The sequence below is a fragment of the Selenomonas sp. ND2010 genome (genome assembly GCF_000702005.1).
Classification (GTDB): Bacteria; Bacillota; Negativicutes; order Selenomonadales; family Selenomonadaceae; genus Selenomonas_A.
The window spans coordinates 19,562-43,160 of sequence record NZ_JNKI01000021.1; the positions used below are offsets into that span (position 1 = coordinate 19,562).

The 23,599-nt window shown below is 53.4% G+C and carries 22 protein-coding genes and 1 riboswitch; of the genes, 21 read left to right on the forward strand and 1 reads right to left on the reverse strand.

Translation table 11 applies throughout. The annotated features are described in order from the left end of the window. The first annotated feature begins 37 nt into the window (after positions 1-37). The 3 genes from T504_RS0108835 to T504_RS0108845 all read left to right on the forward strand — a co-directional run bounded on the left by T504_RS0108835 (position 38) and on the right by T504_RS0108845 (position 3,717). Positions 38-1,084, forward strand: a complete 1,047-nt coding sequence (locus tag T504_RS0108835) for an ABC transporter substrate-binding protein (protein WP_033170717.1) — start codon at positions 38-40, stop codon at positions 1,082-1,084. A 129-nt stretch (positions 1,085-1,213) separates the two neighbouring features. Continuing rightward, positions 1,214-2,929, forward strand: coding sequence for a sensor histidine kinase (locus T504_RS0108840; RefSeq protein ID WP_033170718.1), 1,716 nt, complete (start codon positions 1,214-1,216; stop codon positions 2,927-2,929). After that, a complete protein-coding gene (locus T504_RS0108845) occupies positions 2,923-3,717 on the forward strand; it encodes a response regulator transcription factor (RefSeq protein ID WP_033170719.1) in 795 nt (264 codons plus the stop codon). Before T504_RS0108840 ends, T504_RS0108845 begins: the two co-directional genes overlap by 7 nt. 44 nt (positions 3,718-3,761) lie before the next feature. Here the strand turns inward: T504_RS0108845 and T504_RS0108850 are convergent, their stop codons facing one another. Beyond that, entirely contained in the window at positions 3,762-5,105 is a 1,344-nt protein-coding gene (locus T504_RS0108850) for an MFS transporter (protein ID WP_033170720.1), read from the reverse strand. 204 nt (positions 5,106-5,309) lie between these two features. Between T504_RS0108850 and T504_RS0108855 the strand changes: the two genes are divergently transcribed. The 18 genes from T504_RS0108855 (at position 5,310) to T504_RS0108940 (ending at position 23,373) form a co-directional block, all read left to right on the forward strand. Then, on the forward strand, positions 5,310-6,722 hold the full coding sequence (locus T504_RS0108855) for a GDSL-type esterase/lipase family protein (RefSeq protein WP_051635300.1): 1,413 nt from the start codon (positions 5,310-5,312) through the stop codon (positions 6,720-6,722). 85 nt (positions 6,723-6,807) lie between these two features. Further along, positions 6,808-7,479 (forward strand): hypothetical protein, encoded by a 672-nt coding sequence (locus tag T504_RS0108860; RefSeq protein WP_033170721.1) that lies wholly within the window; start codon positions 6,808-6,810, stop codon positions 7,477-7,479. Between the two features lie 108 nt (positions 7,480-7,587). After that, positions 7,588-8,049 carry an MFS transporter gene (locus tag T504_RS0108865; RefSeq protein ID WP_033170722.1) on the forward strand — a complete coding sequence of 154 codons (462 nt, stop codon included), beginning with the start codon at positions 7,588-7,590 and terminating at the stop codon, positions 8,047-8,049. Next, on the forward strand, positions 8,030-9,010 hold the full coding sequence (rbsK, locus tag T504_RS0108870; protein WP_231473886.1) for a ribokinase: 981 nt from the start codon (positions 8,030-8,032) through the stop codon (positions 9,008-9,010). Before T504_RS0108865 ends, rbsK begins: the two co-directional genes overlap by 20 nt. Before the next feature lie 188 nt (positions 9,011-9,198). After that, positions 9,199-10,974, forward strand: coding sequence for a methyl-accepting chemotaxis protein (locus tag T504_RS0108875; RefSeq protein WP_033170723.1), 1,776 nt, complete (start codon positions 9,199-9,201; stop codon positions 10,972-10,974). Positions 10,975-11,306: 332 nt separating this feature from the next. Next, complete coding sequence (locus tag T504_RS0108880) at positions 11,307-11,654, forward strand: YezD family protein (protein ID WP_033170724.1); 348 nt, start codon at positions 11,307-11,309, stop codon at positions 11,652-11,654. Positions 11,655-11,900: 246 nt separating this feature from the next. Continuing rightward, entirely contained in the window at positions 11,901-12,932 is a 1,032-nt protein-coding gene (locus T504_RS0108885) for a sulfate ABC transporter substrate-binding protein (RefSeq protein WP_033170725.1), read from the forward strand. 21 nt (positions 12,933-12,953) lie between these two features. Beyond that, positions 12,954-13,784 carry a sulfate ABC transporter permease subunit CysT gene (gene cysT / locus T504_RS0108890; protein ID WP_033170726.1) on the forward strand — a complete coding sequence of 277 codons (831 nt, stop codon included), beginning with the start codon at positions 12,954-12,956 and terminating at the stop codon, positions 13,782-13,784. Positions 13,785-13,793: 9 nt separating this feature from the next. Further along, positions 13,794-14,615: a sulfate ABC transporter permease subunit CysW gene (gene cysW / locus T504_RS0108895; RefSeq protein ID WP_156033514.1), complete on the forward strand. Its 822-nt coding sequence runs from the start codon at positions 13,794-13,796 to the stop codon at positions 14,613-14,615. Next, positions 14,605-15,669, forward strand: a complete 1,065-nt coding sequence (locus tag T504_RS0108900; RefSeq protein WP_197018703.1) for a sulfate/molybdate ABC transporter ATP-binding protein — start codon at positions 14,605-14,607, stop codon at positions 15,667-15,669. Before cysW ends, T504_RS0108900 begins: the two co-directional genes overlap by 11 nt. A gap of 19 nt (positions 15,670-15,688) precedes the next feature. Next, positions 15,689-17,377, forward strand: coding sequence for an adenylyl-sulfate reductase subunit alpha (locus T504_RS0108905; protein WP_033170728.1), 1,689 nt, complete (start codon positions 15,689-15,691; stop codon positions 17,375-17,377). Beyond that, positions 17,361-17,672 (forward strand): indolepyruvate ferredoxin oxidoreductase subunit alpha, encoded by a 312-nt coding sequence (locus tag T504_RS0108910; RefSeq protein ID WP_033170729.1) that lies wholly within the window; start codon positions 17,361-17,363, stop codon positions 17,670-17,672. Before T504_RS0108905 ends, T504_RS0108910 begins: the two co-directional genes overlap by 17 nt. 24 nt (positions 17,673-17,696) lie before the next feature. Then, a complete protein-coding gene (cysD, locus tag T504_RS0108915; RefSeq protein ID WP_033170750.1) occupies positions 17,697-18,497 on the forward strand; it encodes a sulfate adenylyltransferase subunit CysD in 801 nt (266 codons plus the stop codon). Beyond that, a complete protein-coding gene (locus T504_RS0108920) occupies positions 18,497-20,224 on the forward strand; it encodes a sulfate adenylyltransferase subunit 1 (RefSeq protein ID WP_033170730.1) in 1,728 nt (575 codons plus the stop codon). The genes cysD and T504_RS0108920 overlap by 1 nt, the downstream gene beginning before the upstream one ends. 46 nt (positions 20,225-20,270) lie before the next feature. Next, a riboswitch (TPP riboswitch) is annotated at positions 20,271-20,391 on the forward strand. A 68-nt stretch (positions 20,392-20,459) separates the two neighbouring features. Continuing rightward, positions 20,460-20,654 carry a sulfur carrier protein ThiS gene (gene thiS / locus T504_RS0108925; RefSeq protein WP_033170731.1) on the forward strand — a complete coding sequence of 65 codons (195 nt, stop codon included), beginning with the start codon at positions 20,460-20,462 and terminating at the stop codon, positions 20,652-20,654. 43 nt (positions 20,655-20,697) lie between these two features. Then, on the forward strand, positions 20,698-21,474 hold the full coding sequence (locus tag T504_RS0108930; protein ID WP_033170732.1) for a thiazole synthase: 777 nt from the start codon (positions 20,698-20,700) through the stop codon (positions 21,472-21,474). 11 nt (positions 21,475-21,485) lie between these two features. Then, positions 21,486-22,736, forward strand: a complete 1,251-nt coding sequence (gene thiH, locus T504_RS0108935) for a 2-iminoacetate synthase ThiH (RefSeq protein ID WP_033170733.1) — start codon at positions 21,486-21,488, stop codon at positions 22,734-22,736. Further along, the gene (locus tag T504_RS0108940) at positions 22,729-23,373 is read left to right on the forward strand and encodes a thiamine phosphate synthase (RefSeq protein ID WP_081823419.1); all 645 of its coding nucleotides are present in this window, start codon (positions 22,729-22,731) and stop codon (positions 23,371-23,373) included. Before thiH ends, T504_RS0108940 begins: the two co-directional genes overlap by 8 nt. The last annotated feature ends 226 nt before the right edge of the window (positions 23,374-23,599 follow it).

The following is a 23,599-nucleotide window of genomic DNA, read 5'->3' on the forward strand; positions in this document are numbered from 1 at the left end:
GTATAAGAGGTTATAGGGAACAAAGGAGGAATTATTCATGAAACTCAAAAAGATTATTGCTACGCTCTTGGGCGCAGCAATGCTGACTACCTGCTTTGCCGGCTGTGGCGGTGACAAACAGGCCGCCAAGGGATCGGCAGGAAGTGGCGATGACGAAAACAAGATTGTCATTTACTGCCCGCATCCCCTGTCCTTTATCAATCCGCTCGTGGAAGAGTTTGAAAAGGAAAGCGGCGTCAAAGTGGAAGTCGTGGCAGCAGGTACCGGTGAGCTGTTAAAACGCGTGGAATCCGAGAAAGCCAATCCGCTGGCCGATATCTTCTGGGGCGGTTCCCTTTCGACGATGAAACCGAAGGCTGACCTTTTTGAGCAGTATAAATCGGTCAACGAAGACCACATCCAGCAGGCTTTCAAGAATGAAGAGGGTTCCATCACCCGCTTCACGGATATCCCGAGTGTAATCATGGTCAATACGGACCTTATAGGCGATATCAAGGTTGAGGGGTATGAAGACCTCCTGAATCCGGCGCTCAAGGGGAAAATCGCCATGGCTGATCCGTCAAAATCCTCGTCCTCCTATGAGCATCTCATCAACATGCTCTATGCCATGGGAAAAGGGAATCCGGATGATGGCTGGGATTACATCAAGAAATTCTGCGCCAACCTCGATGGAAAACTGCTTTCCGGTTCATCGGCAGTTTACAAAGGCGTAGCGGATGGTGAGTATGCCGTAGGCTGTACCTTTGAAGAAGGCGGTGCAAAATACGTAGCCGATGGTGCTCATGTAAAACTCGTCTACATGAAAGAAGGCGTTATCTCGAAACCAGATGGCATCTATATCATCAAAAATGCCAAACACATGGAAAATGCTAAGAAGTTTATCGATTTCATCACGAGCAAGAATGCACAGACCCTGATTACGCAGAAACTGCATCGCCGCAGTGTCCGCGATGACGTCCCGGCACCAGTTGGCCTCCTGGAAAAATCGCAGATCAACACGATTACGGACAATGAGGAAGTCGTCAACAAGAACAAGAAATCCTGGCTGGATAAATTCAAAGATATCTTTACTAGCGTACAGTAAAAAATAAGAATCAAAAAGATGGTGTTTTCATATCTTGGGATATGGAAACACCATCTTTAGATTCAAGGATGGTGTTGTCTGTATCAATAAGATATAATAAGAACAAAGATAAAATTAGGGGCGAGTGATATGCAGCATAGATTTCAAGATGAGGTCAGAGGAGCGCTGATAAAATATGCATTGGTTCCGGTCTTTGTTTTGGCTGTGGTGGGGGCGGTGTTGATGCTGTTTAGCTGGAAGCATTATGTAACCGATGCGAACCACGCGCAGCGCGAGATGGTAACCGATGTCATGCATGGTATTTTTTCCGATTATTGGCGTCGGACTGAGCAGGCAGTGGCAACATTGTCCGTGGAAGCAGACCTTAGAGAATGGCAGCTTAATCCAGGGAAGCGGGCGGAAATCTATCAGTATCTCTATCATGAGGTAAATATCGCTCATGATGGGACGCAGTTTTATCTGCTGGATACCCAGGGAAATATCTTGCTGGGCAGTCAGGAGACGCTGCCCATGGCGCTGCAGCCATTCCATCAGGAGTGGGGAATCCTGCATCGCATGAGCGAGCAGGAAAATGAGCCAGTGGCAGAATTTGTGAGCCGGGGAGATACCGGCCGGCACGATTTGCTTATTGGGCAGGCAGTCGTGCATCAAGGCAGGCAGGAGGGCTGGTTTTTTTTCTTGATTCCAGGAGATTATTTGGCGCGTAATATCGTGTCGGGCAATACGGATTTTATCCTGGCAGACGCCTTTGGCAATGCGCAAATCGTGACGGGAGCGGCTGCGGCCGTAAAGCTGGGAAAGGTGACAGAGCCTTTTGACTCAGCGGAAAAAGGCTTGGTGCAGGTGCGCAATCGGGAATATTATGTGACGTGCGAAACGGTACCTCCGGTTGAGTCCGTGCAGGGATACAAGGTTTACGCGATATCGCCGGTAACGGATTTGCTGCTGCGGTATGCTCTTGGTGTCGGTATCCTCCTGGGGATTGTGTTGATCATGGTGCCTATCATTCTCGTGAGTGCGCGGCGTGAGAGTTTTGCTCGTTCGCAAGCTGTGAATGATTTGGTGGATGCGTTTGCGGCGGTTAAGGAGGGGCGGCTGAACAATCGGCTTGAGGTTCATGCCGGCAGTGAGTTGGCAATTATCGAAGAGGAGTATAATCGCATGACGGAGAGCCTGCGAAAGCTTATCCGTCAGAATGAAGAGGAGACACGGGCCTCGGTTATCTCGGAAGTGCGTCAGCTCGAGTCGCAGTTCAATCCGCATTTCTTGTTCAATACGTTGGAAAATATCAAGTTTATGGTAACGATGGATAGTGATGCTGCGAGAAAGATGATTCACGCACTTTCCTCCTTGCTTCGGTATAGTCTTCATGAGGAAACCCGCCGGGTGGAGCTGGCAAAAGACATTGAGTATCTGCACAGTTATATGGAGATTCAGCATTATCGCTTTGGCGACAGGCTCCACTATAGTGAATTTATTGACGATACGGTAAGGGATTGTTTGATTCCCAAGCTGCTGTTTCAGCCTGTTTTGGAAAATGCCATCAAATATGGAGAAGATGATGATGGGCGGATTGAGGTGCGTTTGAGTGTTACGGCGATGGAAGGTGACCTTCTCGTCATTGTGGAGGATAAAGGACTCGGCATGTCGAAATCTGTATTTGAACATCTGCAGAAGCTTCTTCATGAAGGCGAGAACAATACGGTACATAAAGGTATCTACAATGTCCATCGCCGCATCCAGTTGATGTTTGGTGTGGCTTATGGGGTAAAACTCATCCAGCCACCTGCGGGGGGGACCCGAGTGGAGATGCGGCTGCCGAGACAGGAGGGGGTATCATGCTAAAACTCTATATTGCAGAGGATGAGGAAATCATTCGCCGGGGGCTCGTTTGCACGGTGGATTGGCTGCGCCTAGGCGTCAGGGTGGTAGGCGATGCTCCTGATGGCCGGACGGCACTTATGGGAATTCGGGAGACAAAACCTGATGTGGTGCTGACAGATATCAAAATGCCGCGCATGGATGGATTGACACTTGCCCGAGAACTGCAGGCGGAGCATAATCCTGCAAAAGTCGTTTTCCTGACCAGTTATGCCGATTTCGACTATGCACAGGAAGCGGTTCGTTTGCAGGCGGCCGATTACCTGTTAAAACCCATCGATGAGACGGAACTGGCAAGTGTATTGAAACGGCTGGAAAATGACAAGGACGAAACTCTGCCAGAGGATTCAGAACCCGTGGATGGGGTGGAAAAAGACTGGAGGAGTGAACTCATACGTGAATATTATAGTGGCAATCCCTATGTAAAACATGTATTGGCAGCGATCAAACAGGGATACCAAGGGAAGATGAGCATTGAGACACTAGCCGCTGAGCAAGGGGTGTCGATGAGTTACCTTTCGCGGAAAATCAAGGAAGAGACTGGCATGACATTTGGCAGTCTCTTAGCAAAGTATCGGCTGAAAAAGAGCTTGGAATTGCTGGCAGCTGGCACATGGCGCGTTTATGAAGTGGCTGAGCAGACTGGATTTGGTGATTATAAAAACTATTGCATCGTATTCAAAAAATATCTGCACACCACCCCAAAGGCTTTTATGCAGCAGGTAGCTGCTGGATTGAAGCTGGAGGAATAAAAAAAGACCAACCTGCAAGAGTTGGTCTTTTTTTTGCCAAAATATTAAGAATCAAGAACGGTTTCGAGTTCTTCCAGGGTTTTCTGCTTGCTTTCCTTGCCCAGGCCGATGACAATTGCCGATACGATGATGAGCACGGAGGCAAACATCATGAAAATAGTATTCATGCCCATAGCGCTTCCCAGCATAAGCCCGACGAGCATCGGTGCAAGCATACCGCCAATGCGGCCAAAACCTGCGGCCCAGCCGCTGCCAAGTGCGCGGATGGTAGTCGGATACTGTTCCGGCGTGTACGTGTAGATGACACCCCAGGCACCGAGGTTAAAGAAGCTCATGGCTGCCCCCCAGGCGAGAAGCGATGTGGCATCCGCTGCGCTGCCGAAGAAGAAACTGCAGATACCGGAGAGCAGCAGGAAAAGCGACAGCGTGTATTTGCGGCCGATGATATCAACGAGCCAGGCGGCAGCATAATATCCCGGCAGCTGGGCGAGCGTCATGATGAGTACATACTCGAACGTCTTGACGACGGCAAAGCCCTGAGCGTAGACGATGGACGGCAGCCACATGAAGATGCCGTAGTAGCTGTAGACGATGCCGAACCAGGCGAGCCATAGCATTGCGGTCCGCTTGCGGAATGGTTTGGTCCAAAGCGTGGCAAATTTTGGCGCAGCGGCAGCATTTTTGCCTTTTTCCGTATCGCTGAGTTCTGCCGCAAAAGGCTGACTGTTTACGTGCAGTTTTGCTTCAAGATCAAGGATAATCTGCTTGGCATCGTCGATGCGGTTTTGGGAAATCAGGTAACGAATGGATTCCGGCATGTGCAGGCGAATCAAAAAGACATAGAGCGCAGGGAGCGTGCCGATGGCAAAGGCGATTTTCCAGCCGAAGGCCGGAATCAATAAGTACGCGATGCAGGCAGCGACGAGCCAGCCAATGCCCCAGAAACTTTCAAGCAGGACGATAAAACGGCCGCGCAGATGTGATGGCGCGTATTCGCTCATGAGCGTAGCTGCTACGGGCAGTTCACCGCCGAGGCCAAAGCCAACCAGGAAGCGGAAGAACAACAGGGATTCATAGCTCCAGGAGAGTGCGCACATACCTGTCGAAAGGCTGTAAAGCAGTACCGTAATGGTAAAGACTTTTTTGCGGCCGATGCGGTCGGCAAGTGTTCCTGCCAGCACAGCACCGAGTGCCATGCCGATGAGTCCAATGGAACCAATCCAGCCAACCTGTGCAGGAGTAAGGCTCCATTCTTTGGTCAATACGGGCAGGACAAAGGCGATGAGTCCTGTATCCATAGAGTCGAAGAGCCAACCAAGGCCCGTGATGAACAGAAGCTTGTATTGGAAAGAACCTACGGGAAGTTTTTCCAAGCGTTCAAGTATCATGAGATAACCCCTCTTTCGTATAACATGTCAGTTTACTGCTGACAAGACAGTTGATGCTTTTGTATTATAAACTGTCTTGTCACATAGGGCAAGTATTTCGGTCAGAAAAGTTTTTGTCGTTGGCAAATTAGGAACAATGGCGTTATAATAATGGATGTTGTCAATGAAAAAGAAGATAGTTAGGATGGAGTTTTATACAATACCATGAAGATAAAGCTGAGTAAGAAAAAATGGCTGTTGATAGGGACGATTTGTCTGGCGGCTGGGCTAGTGGCAGAAACGACTGCGGCAGCTGCGACGACGAATTCGACGACGAGGCGTGTGATTCAAAAGTCGGCATCGATCCCAAGGGTGATTGCTTTTGGTAAAACGGACGAAAAGCAATCATCGGTGAAGACAGTGGATGAAACACAGGTGAAACCTATGGCGATGAGAATCGGTAAAATCCGTTTGATTTGGCCGGAGCGGCCAAGTGCGGTGCAGTATCAGGTGGTGGTATTGCGTTCTGAGCAGGATGTGGAATCCAATATCGCCATGACGAAGGAACAGATTTTTACCAATGGTGTGGATTTGGATTTGAGCCGTTTCGGGGAAGACGCGGGCAAATTCTATTGGAAGGTCTGCGCGCTGGATTATAATGGCAATCCGATTGGTCATTTTTCTAAGCCTAAGTCCATCTTGGAGGGCAGTGAGCGGAATCCCATCGCGCCGAAACCGACTACCCAGTTTGAGCAGATGGATTATGCACCGGTTTATCCGGTATATTCCTGGATTCCTACCGAAGGAGCAAAACATCATGAAGTTCAGGTGTACAGCACGTCGCCAGATGGCGATCGGCTGGTTCATTCCCTGCAGGCCGGAACGTATGATGTCTACGAAGACGGTGGCTATACGACGCCAGGGAAATATTATTGGCGGGTTCGTGCAGTAGATGCGTATGGCAATGGAATCAGTGAATGGTCTGGCAGGAAGTATTTTACCGTTACGGCTCCTACACCGATTGCTGCCCTTGGCGACAGCATTACCCATGGGGGAGGTGCGATGTCCGTGCCGCCGGGGTATTTGCTCTATAATTGGGAAACGTACTGCAGTGTGCCGGTAAAAAATATTGGGTTCAGTGGCAATACGACGGGAGATATGCTCGAACGTTTTGAGCGGGATGTATTGCCGTTTTCCCCGCGGGTGTTGGTCATCATGGGCGGCGTCAACGACTATCGCGCTGGTACCAACGGCTGGCATATTGTGCAAAATCTCAAGGCGATTAAAGAGAAATGCGATGCCTATGGAATCATTCCGGTATTTTTGACGCCGACGCCCATCAATCCGTCGCTTATGGTCAAACGGGCTCATATCGATCAGCCGCCTTATGATTGGAAGACACATCAGGATTATGTCAACGACTGGATTATGCAGCAGCCATACCATTTGGATATTGCCTCGATGTTGACGGACAGCAGTGGTTGGCTCAACGCCAGTTATACAACCGATGGACTTCATCCAGATTATTTTGGCAAAAAGTATATCGGGGAACAGGTAGGAATGTATCTGAAACAGCATTTCCCCTGGATTACCAATACGTTGACGAAAAAGCCGGTTCCGCAGTATATGGGGCATTGAGCCGTCGCTTATTGGACCAATTCATTTTTCTTACAGGCAGGCATGATAGAGTAGGGAAAAATGTGGGGATTGAGAGGAGGGTATCATGCGCAGAAAAAATATCCTGTTGATTCTATTGTTGCTGTTATTGGCAGCTGGCGGTGGTATCGGCTACACCTATCAAGCAGAACGGACGCCGGAATATGCTCTGGCGCAGTTGGTGGATGGTGTTAAATCGCGGGACTATGATAAAGTCAAAAAATATGCCGACGTGGACCGTCTTATTACGAGCACTTATGATGAGAGTACGGCTGTTTTGGCGGATAATATACAGGCTTTGCACGAGACCTATCCGCAGGATTGGTTCTTTCGCCATGATACGGCCTTTATGAAGAATTATATTGCTGAGCGCCGAAGTGATGATATCGTTTTTATTCAGCGCTCGTTGGAATTCTACATGGATCCTAAATTGATGCCCATTAGCCGCAGTGATGGACAGGCTAAATGGGTTTCTGATGAGATGGGAAAGTTCGAGGATAGTTATTCGGTAGAGCTAAAGTCCGTTCAGAAAAAGGACAAGAAGGCCATCGCGCTTTTTGCGATAACCGGTCATGAGGATTCCTATGGCAAGCTGGTTCCGCAGCTTTCTATCACAGCGGAACTGGAGCAACAGGAAGATGGCCATTGGCAGGTGGTTCATCTGGCGAATATCGAAGAGGTCTTTTATCCTGTGGTCAAGGGAATCGAAGCGTATTGGACCCTGCAGGGATGGCAGTGAATGGAATAAGAAAAAGCTGAGGCAAAACGGTGATGTTTTGTTTCAGCTTTTTTATACTAAAATCTTATATAAATTTTTAGATAAATATTTATATAAGATTTTAGTGTTTTGTCTTCCATTGGTTCTATCAGTGGGATTCTGCTGGGCAAGTATCTTATTTTCCAGGAAGGCGAATCGATGGCTTCCCAGTTGGCTGGCATGGATGCGGTACAGGCTGCTGCTTATAAAATGGAAATGCTGCAGCATACGCTGGAACCGTATCATGCGATGATTTATGTGTTATTAGCGATTTTTGCTTTGTTTGCTATTACGGCATATCCAAAGTGCAAGGTTAAGAGTACGTCAAAGGAAGGAATCCCCAGTATGGGCCGTGCGATTATTGTCATGTCCATTGTCGGCGGTGCTTTTGTTCCAGCTATCCAGGGCTATGTTTCGGATGTGACGGGCTCGATGCAGTTATCTTTTATCATTAATGTTCTTTGCTTTGCCTTTATCGGCTGGTATTTCCATAAAGAGCATAAGCTTGAGACGGAGGAGGAAGAACTGGTCGTTGCAAACCATAGCGCGTGATACCTTTTGGGGTACGGTGGATGATGTGGAGAAGCGAGGGGGTATCATGAAGAATGTTTTAGTGGTGGGCAGTCTGAATATGGATTTCGATGTCTATATGGAAAGACGCCCGTTAGCAGGCGAAACGGTAATGGCCAGAAATCTTAAATTGGTTCCAGGAGGTAAGGGGGCCAATCAGGCGTATGCGCTGGGAAAATTGGGCGTAACGACTGCGATGATTGGTGCCGTGGGAAAGGATTCTTTTGGTCAGCAAATGCTGGAAAATCTGCATAGTGTCAAGGTGGATACCTCTGGGATAAAGGTTTCAGAAGTTTTGGAGACAGGGAAGGCGTTTATTGAGATAGAAGATAACGGTCAGAACAGTATCAGTGTGATAGCTGGTGCAAATCACGAGGTGGATGGGACAATGATTCGTGCCAACCGTCATTTGTTTGACGCTGCGGATGTGGTTGTTATGCAGTTGGAAATTCCCATGCCGGCCGTAATCGAAGCAGCCCGATTGGCAAAAGAATGTGGGAAGATGGTCGTTATTGATCCCGCACCAGCAAGAGCGGATTTTCCAGAGGAATTGTATTCTCTTATCGATATCACCAAACCGAATGAAACCGAGTTGTCCGTTTTGACGGGCATGCCGACCGATACGGAAGAACAGGTAATTGCAGCAGCGCGAAGTCTCACGGCGAAGGGTGTGGGGGCTGTCCTAGTAACTCTAGGCGGCAATGGAACGATGTTGGTTACGAATGAACGGCTGCAGACGTTCCCTGCCTATAAAGTCAAAGCGGTGGATACAACAGCAGCTGGGGATTGTTTCTTGGCGGCGTTCCTTAGTGCTTTTACGGGAGAGAATTACGCGGATGCCATCGATTTTGCGGCGCGTGCATCCGCCATTGCCGTCACGCGCCGTGGGGCCCAAACCTCCATTCCGACTCGTGAGGAGATACAGGCGTTTCGCGTATCTTGACGTTGATTGCCCTTAAAGATTATTCGGCCCCCAACGAGGCAGGTAAAGCATCCTAGTGATGTTTTTCCTGCCTCGTTTTTGCGTGCGTAAATTAATAAAATTCTGTCAAAGCAGGATTACATGCGAGGGTGTCGAACAGATATAGCAGAAATTATCGTGGGAAAATAAGGATATAGGAGGAGATTATTATGTCGTTAAAGGGACGTTTTGTCATCATGGTTGTTGGTACAGCGATATTGACGACTGTGCTGGTCAGCGCATTGTTCATCACGAATCTTATCAGTGAGACCGATCGGCAGGTGGAGATGTTTCGCCAGACGTTGACGCAGGATGTGGAACGCGAACTCAAGATTGAGACGGAATCGGCGATTTCTATCATCAAACAGGTCTATGACCGCCAGCAGAAAGGGGAGCTGACGGAGGAACAGGCGAAGAAGGAAGCGGCAAACTTGATTCGTCAGATGCGTTATGATGATGGCAAGGGATACTTCTGGATTGATACTTATGATGGTGTCAATGTCGTTTTGCTTGGCCGTGATACCGAAGGAAAATCCCGTATTGATTTGGTTGACCCAGAGGGGCGGCATTTTATCAAGGAAATGATTGAGAATGGTCGCAAAGATGGCGGTGGTTACACGGATTTGATGTTTGCCAAACCGAATGAGACGACGCCGCTTCCCAAACGCAATTACACGGCATCGTTTGCTCCGTATCAGTGGGTGGTAGGTACTGGCGTTTGGATTGACTATATTGATACGAAGGTGGCTGAGGAGCGGGCTGAGGCAGATGGGACGTTCTGGGCCAGCCTCATGAAACTCGGTGGGATTATTGTCGTGCTGTTGGCCGTTTTTATCGGTTTAGGGATGTATGCAGCTGGGACAGTAGTTGGCCCGATTCATCTTGTTACGAATCGACTGGGAATTCTCGCTACGGGAGATTTTCGCAAGGATGAATCCCTTACGGAGGTCATGCATCGCAGCGACGAGATTGGTGAAATGAGTCAGGCGCTGCAGAAACTCCAGCAGCAGGTTCATGATATGATGCGTCAGGTGGCAGAGTCCAGCCAGCAGGTTTCTACTTCGTCGCAGCAGCTGACGAACAGCTCCGAGCAGTCGGCGGAGGTCAGCGGGCAGGTGGCTGACTCGATTGTCAATGTCGCTGGTTCGTGCAGTGAGCAGTTCACGGAGGTCGAGAATGCCAGCGAGCATATCAACAATCTGGCCATGAATATGGAGAAGTTTGAAAAGGCGCTTGACCATGCTGGTACGGTTGTCGGCTCTGCGAAAACGCAGGCGGATGCTGGCGAGCAGAAGGTCGCCAGTGCGGTGCAGCAGATGGAGCTTATTGAGCAGTCGGTCAGCGAGTCGGCCAAGGTCATTGAAGAGCTCGGTCACGAGTCGGATAAGATTGGCACGATTGTCGATGCGATTTCCGAGATTGCCGAGCAGACGAATCTTTTGGCACTCAATGCCGCCATCGAGGCAGCCCGGGCTGGTGAGCATGGCCGCGGCTTTGCGGTAGTTGCCGATGAAGTCCGCAAGTTGGCTGAGCAGTCAAGTGAGTCGGCCCGTGAAATTGCCGGCATCATTGGCTCCATTCAGTCGAAATCGAGAAGTGCGGTATCGGTTATGCAGGATGGTGTCAGCCAGGTACAGAATGGTGTTGGTGCTGTAAACGGTGCCGGCATGACCTTCAAGGATATTGCAGAGATGGTGGAAAAGGTAGTGGAAGAGACGCGGGAAATGGAGCGGATTGTTGTGACCCTTTCCACCAGTACCAATACGATATCCGGGGCAATTAGCAAGATTAGTGCTATGAGCCGCAGCGTGGCGGGTGAGGCCGAAACGGTATCAGCGGCCACGGAGGAGCAGACGGCGACGATGAATGAAATCGCCAGCTCGAGCCGTCAGTTAACGGAGATGGCACAGGATCTGGAAGCATCGGTGGAGAAGTTCAAGATCTGAGATATAAAAAACTCTGTTTGCGGAGGGAAATCCTCTGCAAACAGAGTTTTTTTGTCAGCCCAACAGGACGTCGCGATTGTCGAGGATGGTCTTGCCGGCGGTGCAGGCCGGGCAGAAGCAGGTGTCGCCGGCTTCCTTTCTGTCTGTGTTCAGATACTATGTCTATCAGGTCCAACATATCATTTCCCCGTTGACTTGTCAAATACTGTAAGTATGCTTGTTTACACTATTACATTATTTTTTCTGAAATGGGTTGACGAATGCAAAGAAAAGGTATATTATACAATATAAATTAAACATATCTGATAAGTATATTTTAGGGGGGCGGATGGATGGCCGGGAGAAAATTGTGTGTAGGAGAAGTTCCTGCTGGCGTCATGGCTGAGATCCTCAAGATTTTGCAGCTCATCAGCTACGGTGAAGTGGTTTTGGTCGCGCAGGATGGAATTTTGGTCCAGGTGGAGTGGAAGGAAAAACTGCGGATCGAAAATTTTGGCTGCCAGCGGGACGAGCAGGTATGGAGTGAAAAACAACGCCAGCATGTTGCCGAGCATATCCGGCAGGAATTCTGCCGTCTGCAGTATGGGCGGCTGGTCATCGTGGTGAAGCGTGGAAGCGTCGTGCAGATGGAGCGGACGGAGAAACAGCGCTTTACCGGATTGGATGGTGAGGGCATCTGAATGTTCTGCCAGGCAGTATGACAGACTTGACAAATGGCTTGAGCCGATATAGACTATTAACAATCGAAAGAAAGCATATATGATAAATATGATTAAACGGATAACCGCAGGTCATTCGAAAAACGAAAGCCTATGGAGCCGTACAGGAACCGCGAGGATAAGTCTGAGCGTTCTGTGCGTCCATAGGCTTTTTTCGTATATGTTTCTGATATAGGTCATTAGTATGAAGGATGAGGAGTGTTTGAAATGAAGGCGAAAAAATGGTTTGGACTTGCGGCAGGTTTGGTATTGGCCATGGGGGCGCTGACGGGGTGCGGCGGCAATGCAACGGCAGACAGCGGCAGCGCTGGCAAGGAGTTCCTCAATGTCTCCTATGACCCGACCCGTGAGCTCTTCGCGGAGTTCAATGCGAAGTTCAAGGAGGAATGGAAAAAAGAATCCGGCGAAGACGTGACCTTCTCCCAGTCTCATGGCGGTTCGGGCAAGCAGGCCCGGTCGGTGCGCGATGGGCTCGAGGCAGATGTGGTCACGCTGGCCTTGGCCTATGACGTGGATGAGATTGCCCAGGCAGGTCTCATCGACAAGGACTGGATCAAGAAATTCCCCGATAACTCGGCACCTTATACCTCGACGATCGTCTTCCTGGTGCGCAAGGGCAACCCGAAGAACATCCACGACTGGAACGACCTGGTGCGGGACGATGTGCAGATCGTGACGCCGAATCCGAAGACATCAGGCGGTGCCCGCTGGAACTATCTGGCAGCTTGGGAATATGCCAAGGAGCATAACAATGGCGATGAGGCCAAGATAAAGGATTTCCTCAAGGTACTGTTCAGCCATGTGGTGGCACTGGATTCCGGTGCCCGTGGTGCAACGACTTCCTTCGTCCAGCGCGGGCAGGGGGATGTCTTGATTGCCTGGGAGAATGAAGCCCTGCTGTCGGTGAAGGATGCACCGGACGATTATGAGATCGTAGTGCCGTCCATCAGCATCCTGGCGGAGCCGTCGGTGGCGGTAGTCGATGAAGTGGTGGAGCGCAAGGGCACGCGTAAGCTGGCCGAGGCCTACATCAACTTCCTCTACAGCAAAGAGGGCCAGGAAATCGCCGCTAAGAATTTCTACCGTCCCCGTGACAAAGAGGTGGCCGCTAAGTATGCCAAGGTATTCCTGCCCCTCAAGCTCGTGACGATCGATGAGGCTTTTGGCGGCTGGACAAAGGCCCAGAAGGAGCATTTCGCCGATGGCGGTACCTTTGACCAGATTTATGAGAAGAAATGACACGGTGAAGGAGGCAGGAAAGTGAGCAGTTTCAGCAATAAGAAAGTCATTCCGGGATATCGCTTTACCTGCGGCATCACATTCTTTTATCTCTCGCTTATCTTATTGATTCCGCTGGCCGCTTTTGTCCTGTATACCACAGGCATGGGCTGGGAGAAATTTTTTGCAGTGGTGCTGGATTACCGCGTATTCCATGCGTATTATATCAGCCTGCTGACGGCACTGGCGGCAGCGGTGATGAATGGTGTCTTCGGGTTGCTGCTGGCCTGGGTGCTCGTCCGCTATGAGTTCTTCGGCAAGGGGCTTCTCGATGGCCTTATCGATCTGCCCTTTGCCCTGCCCACGGCGGTGGCGGGCATTGCGCTTACGACGCTCTATGCGGAAAACGGCTGGCTGGGCCAGTACCTGTATGCACTGGGGATTCCCTCGGCCTTTTCGCCGCTGGGCATTACGTTAGCGATGGTCTTTGTGGGCCTGCCCTTTGTGGCCCGCAGCGTCCAGCCGGTGCTGCGGGACCTCGACCTGCAGGTGGAGGAGGCGGCATCTTTGCTGGGGGCAGGCGATTGGCTGACCTTTCGCCGTGTAATTTTTCCTGAGCTGGTATCGCCGCTGCTCACGGGTTTTTCTTTGGCCTTTGCCCGGGGGGTCGGCGAGTACGGCAGCGTGGTTTTCATTGCGGGCAATCTTCCCTATGAGACGGAAATCGCACCGCTCTTGATCATGGCTAAGCTGGAGCAGTTCGACTATCAGGCAGCGGCGGCCATTGCGCTGGTGCTGCTGCTCTTGTCCTTTGCCATCTTATTGGTCATCAATGGGTATCAGCGCTATCGCGTGCAGAAACAGGGGGTGTGAAAGTTGGCAGTGAAACCGCATAAATTCAGTCAATGGGGGCTTATCGGACTGGCTGCTGCCTTCCTGCTGGTCATGCTGGTGCTGCCGCTGGTCCTGGTGGCCAGCGAGGCGTTGGCCAAGGGCTGGCAGGCTTATCTGGCCGCTCTCGACGAGCCCTTTGCGCGCAAGGCGCTGTATCTGACCTTAGAGGCAACGGTGGCGGCGGTGCTTGGCAATACGGTATTTGGCCTGGCTTCGGCCTGGCTGCTCACGAAATATGATTTCCGCGGCAAGGCTTTTTGGAGTTCGCTGCTGGATCTGCCTTTTGCCATTTCTCCGGTGGTGGCCGGTTTGCTGTTTGTCATCCTGTTTGGCCGCATGAGTCCCCTCTATCCCTTCCTGCGGGCTGAGCACATCGCGATCATCTTCGCGGTGCCGGGCATCATCCTCGCCACGTTGTTCGTGACCTTTCCGTTCATCACCCGGGAGCTGGTGCCGGTCATGGAGGCCCAGGGGCGCAGCGAGGAGGAGGCTGCGGCGACGATGGGGGCCAGCGGCTGGACGATTTTCCGGCGGGTGACCCTGCCGAATATCAAGTGGGCGTTGCTCTATGGCGTGATACTTTGTACCGCCAGGGCCCTGGGGGAATTCGGTGCGGTGTCGGTAGTTTCGGGACATATCCGGGGCAAGACGAATACCCTGCCGCTGCATATCGAAATCCTCTATAACGAATACAATTTCACGGCGGCCTTTGCCGTGGCATCGATTCTGGTGATTCTGGCCGTCATCATCCTGATCCTGCGGAATCTGGTGGAATGGCGGGCGAAACGGGGGCTAAGAAATGGCAATTGAAGTAGAACTTAAACATATCCATAAGAATTTTGGCACGTTCAAGGCCTCAGATGACGTGAATCTGACGGTGGAAAAGGGAAAACTTATCGGCCTCTTGGGACCGTCGGGCAGTGGCAAGACCACCATCCTGCGCATGATTGCAGGCCTCGAGCATCCCGACAGCGGGGATATCTTCATTGCGGGCAAGCGGGTCAACGACCTGCCGGCGGGGAAGCGCGGCATTGGTTTTGTGTTCCAGAACTACGCGTTGTTCCGCCATATGACGGTATGGGAAAATATCGCCTTTGGGCTCAAGGTTCAGAAGGTGCCGCCAAAGGAAATTGCCGCGCGGGTGGATAAGCTTGTGGAGCTTATTGGGCTTAAAGAATTTGCCACCCGTTATCCGCAGCAGCTTTCAGGGGGCCAGCGGCAGCGGGTAGCCTTTGCACGGGCCTTGGCCCCAGAGCCGGAGCTTCTGTTATTGGATGAACCTTTTGCGGCCATCGATGCGAAGGTGCGCAAGGAACTGAGACAATGGCTGCGGGCCACCATCCATCAGCTGGGCATCACCAGTATCTTTGTCACCCATGACCAGGATGAGGCGGTGGAGGTGGCCGATGACATCATCATCACGAATCACGGCCATGTGGAGCAGGCTGGTTCGCCAGCTGCCATCTATCAGCATCCCGAGACGCCCTTTGTGGCGGATTTCATCGGTGAATCGGTGCATGTTCCCGACTATACGGTGTTCAAGGGATTTACGAATGGCGCAGGCAGCCATGAGGGCATCCTGCGGCCGGAATTCCTGGAGATTGCTGCCGAGGAGGAGGAAATCCTGATGCCCCTGGCGGCGGAACAGGGCACGGTCAGGGCCACCTATTTCCGGGGCAGCAGCCTGCAAGTGGTGGTGGAGGTCAAAGGCCAGCTCTTATATGGCTGGCGCAGCCTCGAAAAGAAACCCTTGCAGGAGGGGGACCGGGCGCTGGTTTTGATTCACCGCGTCTACAGTTTCGCCGGCGGGAAGACCCAGATCATTGAAAACCGGGCGAAACAGGAAGAGTCGGTAGTTATTTGATACAGGATGTGAAAGACGAATGGAAGTTTTGGATAAGACAGCCGATGTGCTGATTGTGGGCGGCGGTGCCGCTGGCTGCTATGCGGCCATTACCTTGGCCACAGACCATCCGGAGCTCAGGGTGCTGTTGGTGGATAAGGCCGGCATCAAGCGCAGCGGCTGTCTGGCCGCCGGGGTCAATGCCCTGAATGCCTATATCACGCCGGGGCACAGTCCCGAGGATTATGCCGATTACGCGGCGAAAGACGCGGCGGGCATTGTGCGCGATGACCTGCTGCTGACGATGTCCCAGGGGCTCAACGAAGTGACCCGTCATATGGAAGAGCTGGGACTTGTCATCCTGAAGGATGAGCGGGGCCAGTATGTTTCCCGTGGGTGGCGCAATCTCAAGATAAATGGTGAAAATATCAAGCCGCTGCTGGCGATGGCGGTGCGCAAGAGCAAAAATGTAGAAGTGCTGGAACATGTAAGTGTCGTCGACTATTTGCAGGCTGATGATGGCTCGGTGACTGGCGCCTGGGGCGTCGGCGTGCGGCAGGAGAAGTTGTATTTCCTGCAGGCCAAGGCCGTCATCTGTGCCACGGGCGGTGCGGCCGGGCTCTACCGGCCCAATCATCCGGGCCGTTCCCGCCACAAGATGTGGTACAGTCCCTTCAATACCGGGGCTGGCTATGCCATGGGCCTGCGGGCTGGCGCGGAGATGACGACCTTTGAGATGCGGTTCATCGCCCTGCGCTGCAAGGGGACCATTGCGCCGACGGGAACATTGGCCCAGGGCGTCGGCGCGGCTCAGGTCAACGCAGCGGGGGAGCGCTATCAGCATAGATACGGCAATACGACGTCAGAGCGCCTGTATGCCGTGGTCAGCGAGAATCTGGCCGGGCGGGGCCCCTGCTATCTGGAAACCGAGGGCATCACCGAGGTGCAGCAGGCTTCGCTGGAGCGGGCCTATCTCAACATGGCACCGGCCCAGACCATGAAGTGGCGCGAGACGGGGCTAGGCCCTGCCAGCGCCAATGTGGAGGTGGAGGGCTCCGAGCCCTATGTGGTGGGCGGCCATACGGCCAGCGGCTATTGGATCGATGCGGTGCGGGCGACGACGCTGCCGGGGCTGTTCGCAGCTGGCGACGTGGCTGGCGGCTGCCCGCAGAAATATGTGACCGGTGCCTTTGTGGAGGGAAAGATTGCCGCGGAAAGTGCCGCCGCCTATGCGGAAGGGCAGGGGCAGCCAGCCCTTCCCCCGGCGGTCCGCCAGAGGATTTTGGACCGGGTCACGGCACTGCTGAAGCCACCAGCAGCTAGTCCGCTGTTTACGGCGGCGGGGCTTGAGGAGGCCATGCAGCAGGTTATGGATGAGTATGCAGGGGGGATTACCACTGGCTATCGCTATACGGAAAGGCAGCTGGACCTGGCGGCCAAACACATCGGGCGGCTGACAAGGCTCAGTGAGGACTTGCGGGCGGCGGATGGCTATGAGCTGGTGCAGCTCTTTGAACTGCAGGAGCGGCTGCTCATCTGCCGCGTGCTCATCGAGCATCTGAAGGCCCGCCGGGAGACGCGTTGGCACTCCTTTGCCGAGAATCTTGACTATCCGGACAAAGATCCGGCACTGGAAAAATATGTCAATTCGCGGCTGGAGGAGGGAAAGGTGAAAATCATCTATCGAGATCTGGTCAAGCGGGGGGAACGGTATGAGCATCAGCATTGAACCGGAAAAGTGCGTGGGCTGCGGCCGCTGCACGGAGGTCTGTCCGGGAAATCTATTGGAAGTGACGGCGGGGAAAGCCGCCATCCGCGAGGTGCGGGACTGCTGGGGCTGCACGGCCTGCGTCAAGGAGTGCCCGCGGGATGCGATTTTCTACTATCTGAGCGCTGATCTTGGCGGTGCCGGCGGCCGGCTTTATGCCCATGATTCGGCGGCGTCGCTTACCTGGCAGCTAAGACTTCCCGATGGCAGCGAGCAGGAAATCATCGTAGCAAAAAATAAAGCAAATGCGTATTGAGGTTAGGAGACGATAACAATGGCAATGGATCATCTGGATCAACTGGAGGCGGAGAGTATCTACATCCTCCGGGAGGCGTATAAGAAATTGGGCAAGCTGGGCATGCTCTGGTCAATCGGCAAGGACTCGACGGTGCTGCTGTGGCTGGCCAAGAAAGCCTTTTACGGCCATGTACCCTTTCCCTTCATCCATGTGGATACGAAACACAAGATTCCCGAGATGATTGCCTACCGCGACCGCGTCGCCAAGGAACTCGGCCTTGACCTCATCGTGCATACGAATTGGGAGGCCATACATGCGGGCATCGGTCCCGACAAGGGGCGCCTGGCCTGCTGCAAGGCCCTCAAGACCGAAGGCCTCCGTCAGGTGGTGAAGCAGCACGGCTTTGACGGTCTTATCGTCGGGGTGCGCCGCGACGAGGAGGGCTCCCGCTCCAAGGAGCGGGTTTTCTCCGAGCGTACCCAAGATGATGGCTGGGACTACACCAACCAGCCGCCAGAGCTCTGGAATCAGTTCAAGACGGATTTCCCCAAGGGCAACCACATCCGCGTGCATCCGATTCTTGCTTGGAGTGAGCTGGATATCTGGGAATACATCCGCCGGGAGAATATTCCCATCATCGACTTGTATTTTGCCAAGAACGGCAAGCGTTACCGCAGCCTGGGCTGTGCTTGCTGCACGGGACAGATTGAGTCGGAGGCTGATACCCTTGACAAGATCATTGAAGAATTGAAACATACGAAGACTGGCGAGCGTGCCGGGCGCAAGCAGGACCAGGAAGATGCTTATGCGATGCAGAAACTGCGTAAAGAGGGGTATATGTAATGGATGAGAAATTGAAACAAGAAGGTCTGCATATCGTGGTGGTCGGTCATGTGGATCATGGCAAATCGACGGTCATCGGCCGTCTGCTCTACGATACGGATTCCCTGCCCCAGGGCGCAGTGGACAAGGTCAAGCGCATCGCCAGGGAAACGGGCAAGCCCTTTGAGTATGCCTATCTCCTCGATGCCTTTGAGGAAGAGCAGAAACAGGGCATCACGATTGATACGACCCAGATCCAGTTTGCGACGAAGAAACGGGAGTATGTCATCATCGATGCCCCGGGGCATAAGGAGTTCCTCAAGAATATGATTTCGGGGGCAGCCAATGCCAATGCGGCTCTCTTGATTGTTGATGCTAAACAGGGGGTGCAGGAGCAGTCCAAGCGCCATGGCTATATGCTGTCCCTGCTGGGCATCGAGAAGGTCTATGTGGTTGTCAACAAGATGGATTTGGTGGACTACTCCGAGGAAGTATTCCACAAGGTTGCTGACGATATGAAGGCGTTCCTGGAACCGCTGGGGGTAAAGCCTCTGCGTTATTTGCCGGTATCGGGGTATCAGGGCGACAATATCGCCGCCAAGTCGGCCAATATGCCTTGGTATGATGGCCCGGTGCTGCTGGATTCTCTCGATTTGCTCGAGGCCAGCAAAGAAATTCTCGACAAGGACCTGCGCCTGCCCATACAGGATGTGTTCAAATTCGACGACCGCCGCATCATTGCCGGACGCATCGAGGCCGGCAAGCTCGCCGTGGGCGATGAGATTGCCATCTACCCCTCGGGGCGCCGCACGGTCATCCAGTCCATTGCCTACTGGCAGGAGCGGGACAAGAAGGAGCGCGCCTTGGCCGGGGAATCCACGGGCATCATCGTCCGGGATGAGTTCTTCAACCAGCGTGGTGAGATCATCACGACGCCTGGGGCCAAGGCCCCCCACGTGTCCAACCGCCTGCGGGCCTCGATATTCTGGATGGGGCGCAATCCTCTGCGCAAGGGCAGTACCTACAAATTAAAGCTTGCCACCCAGGAGGTGGAGGCCGAGGTGGCTGACATCGTCAAGACCATCGATGCGGCCAATCTCGACAGCCGCGAGGGAGCCAAGGAACTGCGGCTGAACGATGTGGCAGAAGTCATCCTGAGCCTCAAGGAGGCCATTGCCTTTGATGTGTTCCAGGAGCATCAGGCAACGGGCCGGTTCGTGTTGGTGGATGGCTATGATGTGGCCGGCGGCGGTATCGTCGTCGCCGCCGAAAAGGCCGACGAGGGGGCAGGCTTCGCCTTTGTGAACGGCGGCATCCGCGCCCGGGGCGATGTCTTCGATGAATTCTACTACGATATCGAAAGCTACAACGTCACGAAGGTAGCCGCAGCCGTCAAGAAACCCTATCAGGTGGGGGATGAGATTCCCCGCCGGGGCATCAGCTACGAGTATCCGGCCGATTTTGACATCCTTATCCTGCGCGACCAGGTAGCGGTTTCGGTGCGGCAAGGCAGGATCGAATCTATCCTGCCGCTGGCGGACTATGAGTATTCGGGTCGGCCACTGATCAATGGCCGCGGCTTTGGCATCAAGGTCTATAAGGCCAAGGAGCTGAAGGAAATGCTGTCGGTCTATCGGGAACTGGCCTCGAGCCACGTGGAACCTCGCGTAAAAGCTGCGTTTGCTAACCGTTATTTCTTCCTGAACCAATACCGCCGCTTGCAGTTCTATTTTGACTACGTCATCTGAGCAATTTGCAATTTTGCGTAAGCTGACGTATAATAGTCAAAGACAATTGCACAGCAAGGGGAGCTTGCCGATGGGAACATCACAGCAGGCTGAGAGGGAGGTTACGACTCCGACCCATAACCTGATTTGGATAATGCCAACGTAGGGATGAGCGGTGAATGATACGTGTAAACCGAAGGGAACTTGCCAATCAGGCAGGTTCCCTTTTTCGTGCAGGTTTTACAGGAGGATGCAGATGGTCAGGATAAATGGTGAGGACAAAGCGGCAGCAGGCAAAAGCCTCTGTGATTACCTCCAGGAGGCGGGCTATGACAGCCGGGCGATTGCCGTGGAATACAATGAAGTCATCCTGCCGAAGGCGGACTATGAAACGACGGTGCTGCAAGACGGCGATGTGGTGGAGATTGTCTGCTTCATGGGCGGTGGCTGAGCGGTCAATGGGCCGGAAACAGCGTGGAGAGGAGTAATGACAGATGGAAAAACAGGAAGATTGTTTGGTGATTGGCGGGCATAGGTTCCACTCCCGCTTCATCCTTGGCTCGGGCAAATACTCGCTGCAGCTCATCGAGGCTGCCGTGCGGGATGCCGGGGCGGAAATCGTGACATTGGCCGTGCGCCGGGCCAATACGAAGGAGCAGGAAAATATCCTTGACTATATCCCAAAAGGCGTGACCCTTTTGCCCAATACCTCGGGGGCGCGCAACGCCGATGAGGCCGTGCGCATCGCGCATTTGGCCCGGGAGCTTGGCTGCGGGGACTTCGTCAAGATCGAGATCATGCGGGATTCGAAATACCTGCTGCCCGACAATGGGGAGACCATCAAGGCGACGGAACGGCTGGCCAAAGAAGGCTTTGTGGTCATGCCCTATATGTATCCGGACCTCAATGTGGCCCGGGACCTGGTGGAGGCAGGGGCGGCGGCCGTCATGCCGCTGGCGGCGCCAATCGGTTCCAATAAGGGGCTGGCCACGAAAGAGTTCATCCAGATCCTCATCGATGAGATCGACTTGCCGATCATCGTCGATGCCGGCATCGGCAAGCCCTCCGAGGCCTGTGCAGCCATGGAGATGGGGGCGGCCGCTATCATGGCCAATACGGCGCTGGCCACGGCAGGCAATCTGCCGCTGATGGCCGCAGCCTTCAAGGACGCCATAGCCGCTGGCCGCAAGGCATATCTGGCGGGACTGGGCCGCGTGCTGACCCGCGGGGCTGCTGCCTCGGACCCCCTTACTGGCTTTTTGCACGACTGAGGAGGCGCGTCATGGAAAATCAGTTTTTTGTCGACTCGGAAAAACTAAGCGAAGGGGCACTGGCCAAGAAGCATCAGCTGGAACAAGACCCAGCCAGCCGTAAGGACCCGCTGGAATACTTCCCCGATATGGAGCAGATCGATTCGCCAGTAAGGGCGCGGGTCATCGCGGCGATGGAGGCCTACGATTACGCTTCCTATACGGCTGCTGATGTGCGGCGGGCGCTCAATCATGACAGCTGCACGGTGGAGGATTTCAAGGCCTTGCTGTCGCCAGCGGCGCAGCCCTTCCTCGAGGAGATGGCCGCGCGGGCACGGCTGGAAACAAGCCGTCATTTCGGCAACACGGTCTATCTGTTCACGCCGCTCTACATCGCCAACTACTGTGAGAATTACTGCGTCTACTGCGGCTTCAACTGCTACAATGACATCAAGCGCTTGCAGCTCGATGCAGGGCAGATCGAGCATGAGATGCAGGTCATCGCTTCATCGGGCATGGAGGAAATCCTGCTGCTCACTGGGGAGAGCAAGACCAAATCCAATGTTTCCTATATTGGTGAGGCCTGCAAGCTGGCGCGCAAGTATTTCAAGAACGTGGGCCTGGAAATCTATCCCGTCAACACCGAGGATTACAGATACCTTCACGAATGCGGGGCCGATTATGTCACGGTGTTTCAGGAGACCTATGACCTCAAGAAATATGAGACGCTGCATCTTCTGGGCCATAAGCGCGTCTGGCCTTACCGCTTTGAGGCCCAGGAACGCGCCTTGCGCGGCGGGATGCGCGGCGTCGGCTTTTCGGCCCTCTTGGGCCTGTCGGATTTCCGCAAGGATGCACTGGCTACGGCACTGCATGTCTATTATCTGCAGCGCAAGTATCCCCAGGCGGAGTTTTCCCTTTCCTGTCCGCGCCTGAGGCCCATCATCAACAACGACAAGATCAATCCGCTGGACGTCGGCGAGCGGCAGCTCTGCCAGATCCTCTGCGCCTATCGCATCTTCCTGCCCTTTGCCGGCATAACGGTCTCCTCCCGGGAGAGTGCCGCCTTCCGCAACGGCATTGCCAAGATCTGCGCGACGAAGATTTCTGCGGGGGTGTCCACGGGCATTGGGGACCATGAGGAAAAATATACGGGCAAGGATGAAGCGCGCACCGGCGATGAGCAGTTTGAAATCTGCGATACCCGCAGTCTGGCGGCCATGTATGCGGATATGGCCGCCGAGGGCTTGCAGCCGGTGCTCAATGACTATCTCTATGTGTAGGGAAAAAAATGACAAGTCAATCTTTGACAAGTCAGGATTTGACCGGTCAACCATTGACTTGTCAAAAGTCATCGCCATTACGGACCGCAAACAATGTACCGGGGATTTTGACAGGCGGCTGGCTCGGATTGCTGCTCAGGGCCCCCGGGCCATCGTGCTGCGGGAAAAGGATCTGGCGGCAGAAGAGTATGCAAAACTCGCCCGGAAAGTCATGGGAATCGGCAGGCAGTACGGTGTGTCGGTCATCCTGCATGGACAGGCTGCTGTTGCCCAGGGGTTGAAGGCGGATGGCCTGCAGCTGCCGCTGCCTCAGCTGCGGCAGCTTTCACCAGCAGAGCGGTCAGCATGGCAAGTCCTTGGCACCTCCTGCCATTCCCTGGATGAGGTGGAGGAGGCCCAGCGCCTTGGCTGCTCCTATCTGGTGGTGGGGCATATCTATGAAACAGACTGCAAGCAGGGCCTTCCGGGACGGGGCTTGGATTTCTTGCAGGCGGCCTGCCAGGCGTCAGCACTCCCTGTCTATGCCATCGGCGGCATCACGCCGGCAAGGCTGGCGGCGGTGCTGGCCGCCGGGGCAGCTGGTGCCTGTGTGATGAGCGGATTGATGCAGGGTGAGACCTGGCTTTACAAAAAATAAAAAATAGTTGACATTTCGTAGGCGTTGTTGTAAGATATCACTATCGATTTGTAAAACATATCGGTTTAATATGATTGAACGGTATCACCGTAGGTCATTCGATAAACGGAAGCCTATGGGAAACGCTCAGGGCATGGAATACCACTGTGGAATCTTTTCACGAGGTGTATTTATGGATAACTTGGCGTTTCTCATAGGCTTTTTCTAGTACGTGGAGGTAGAGAAA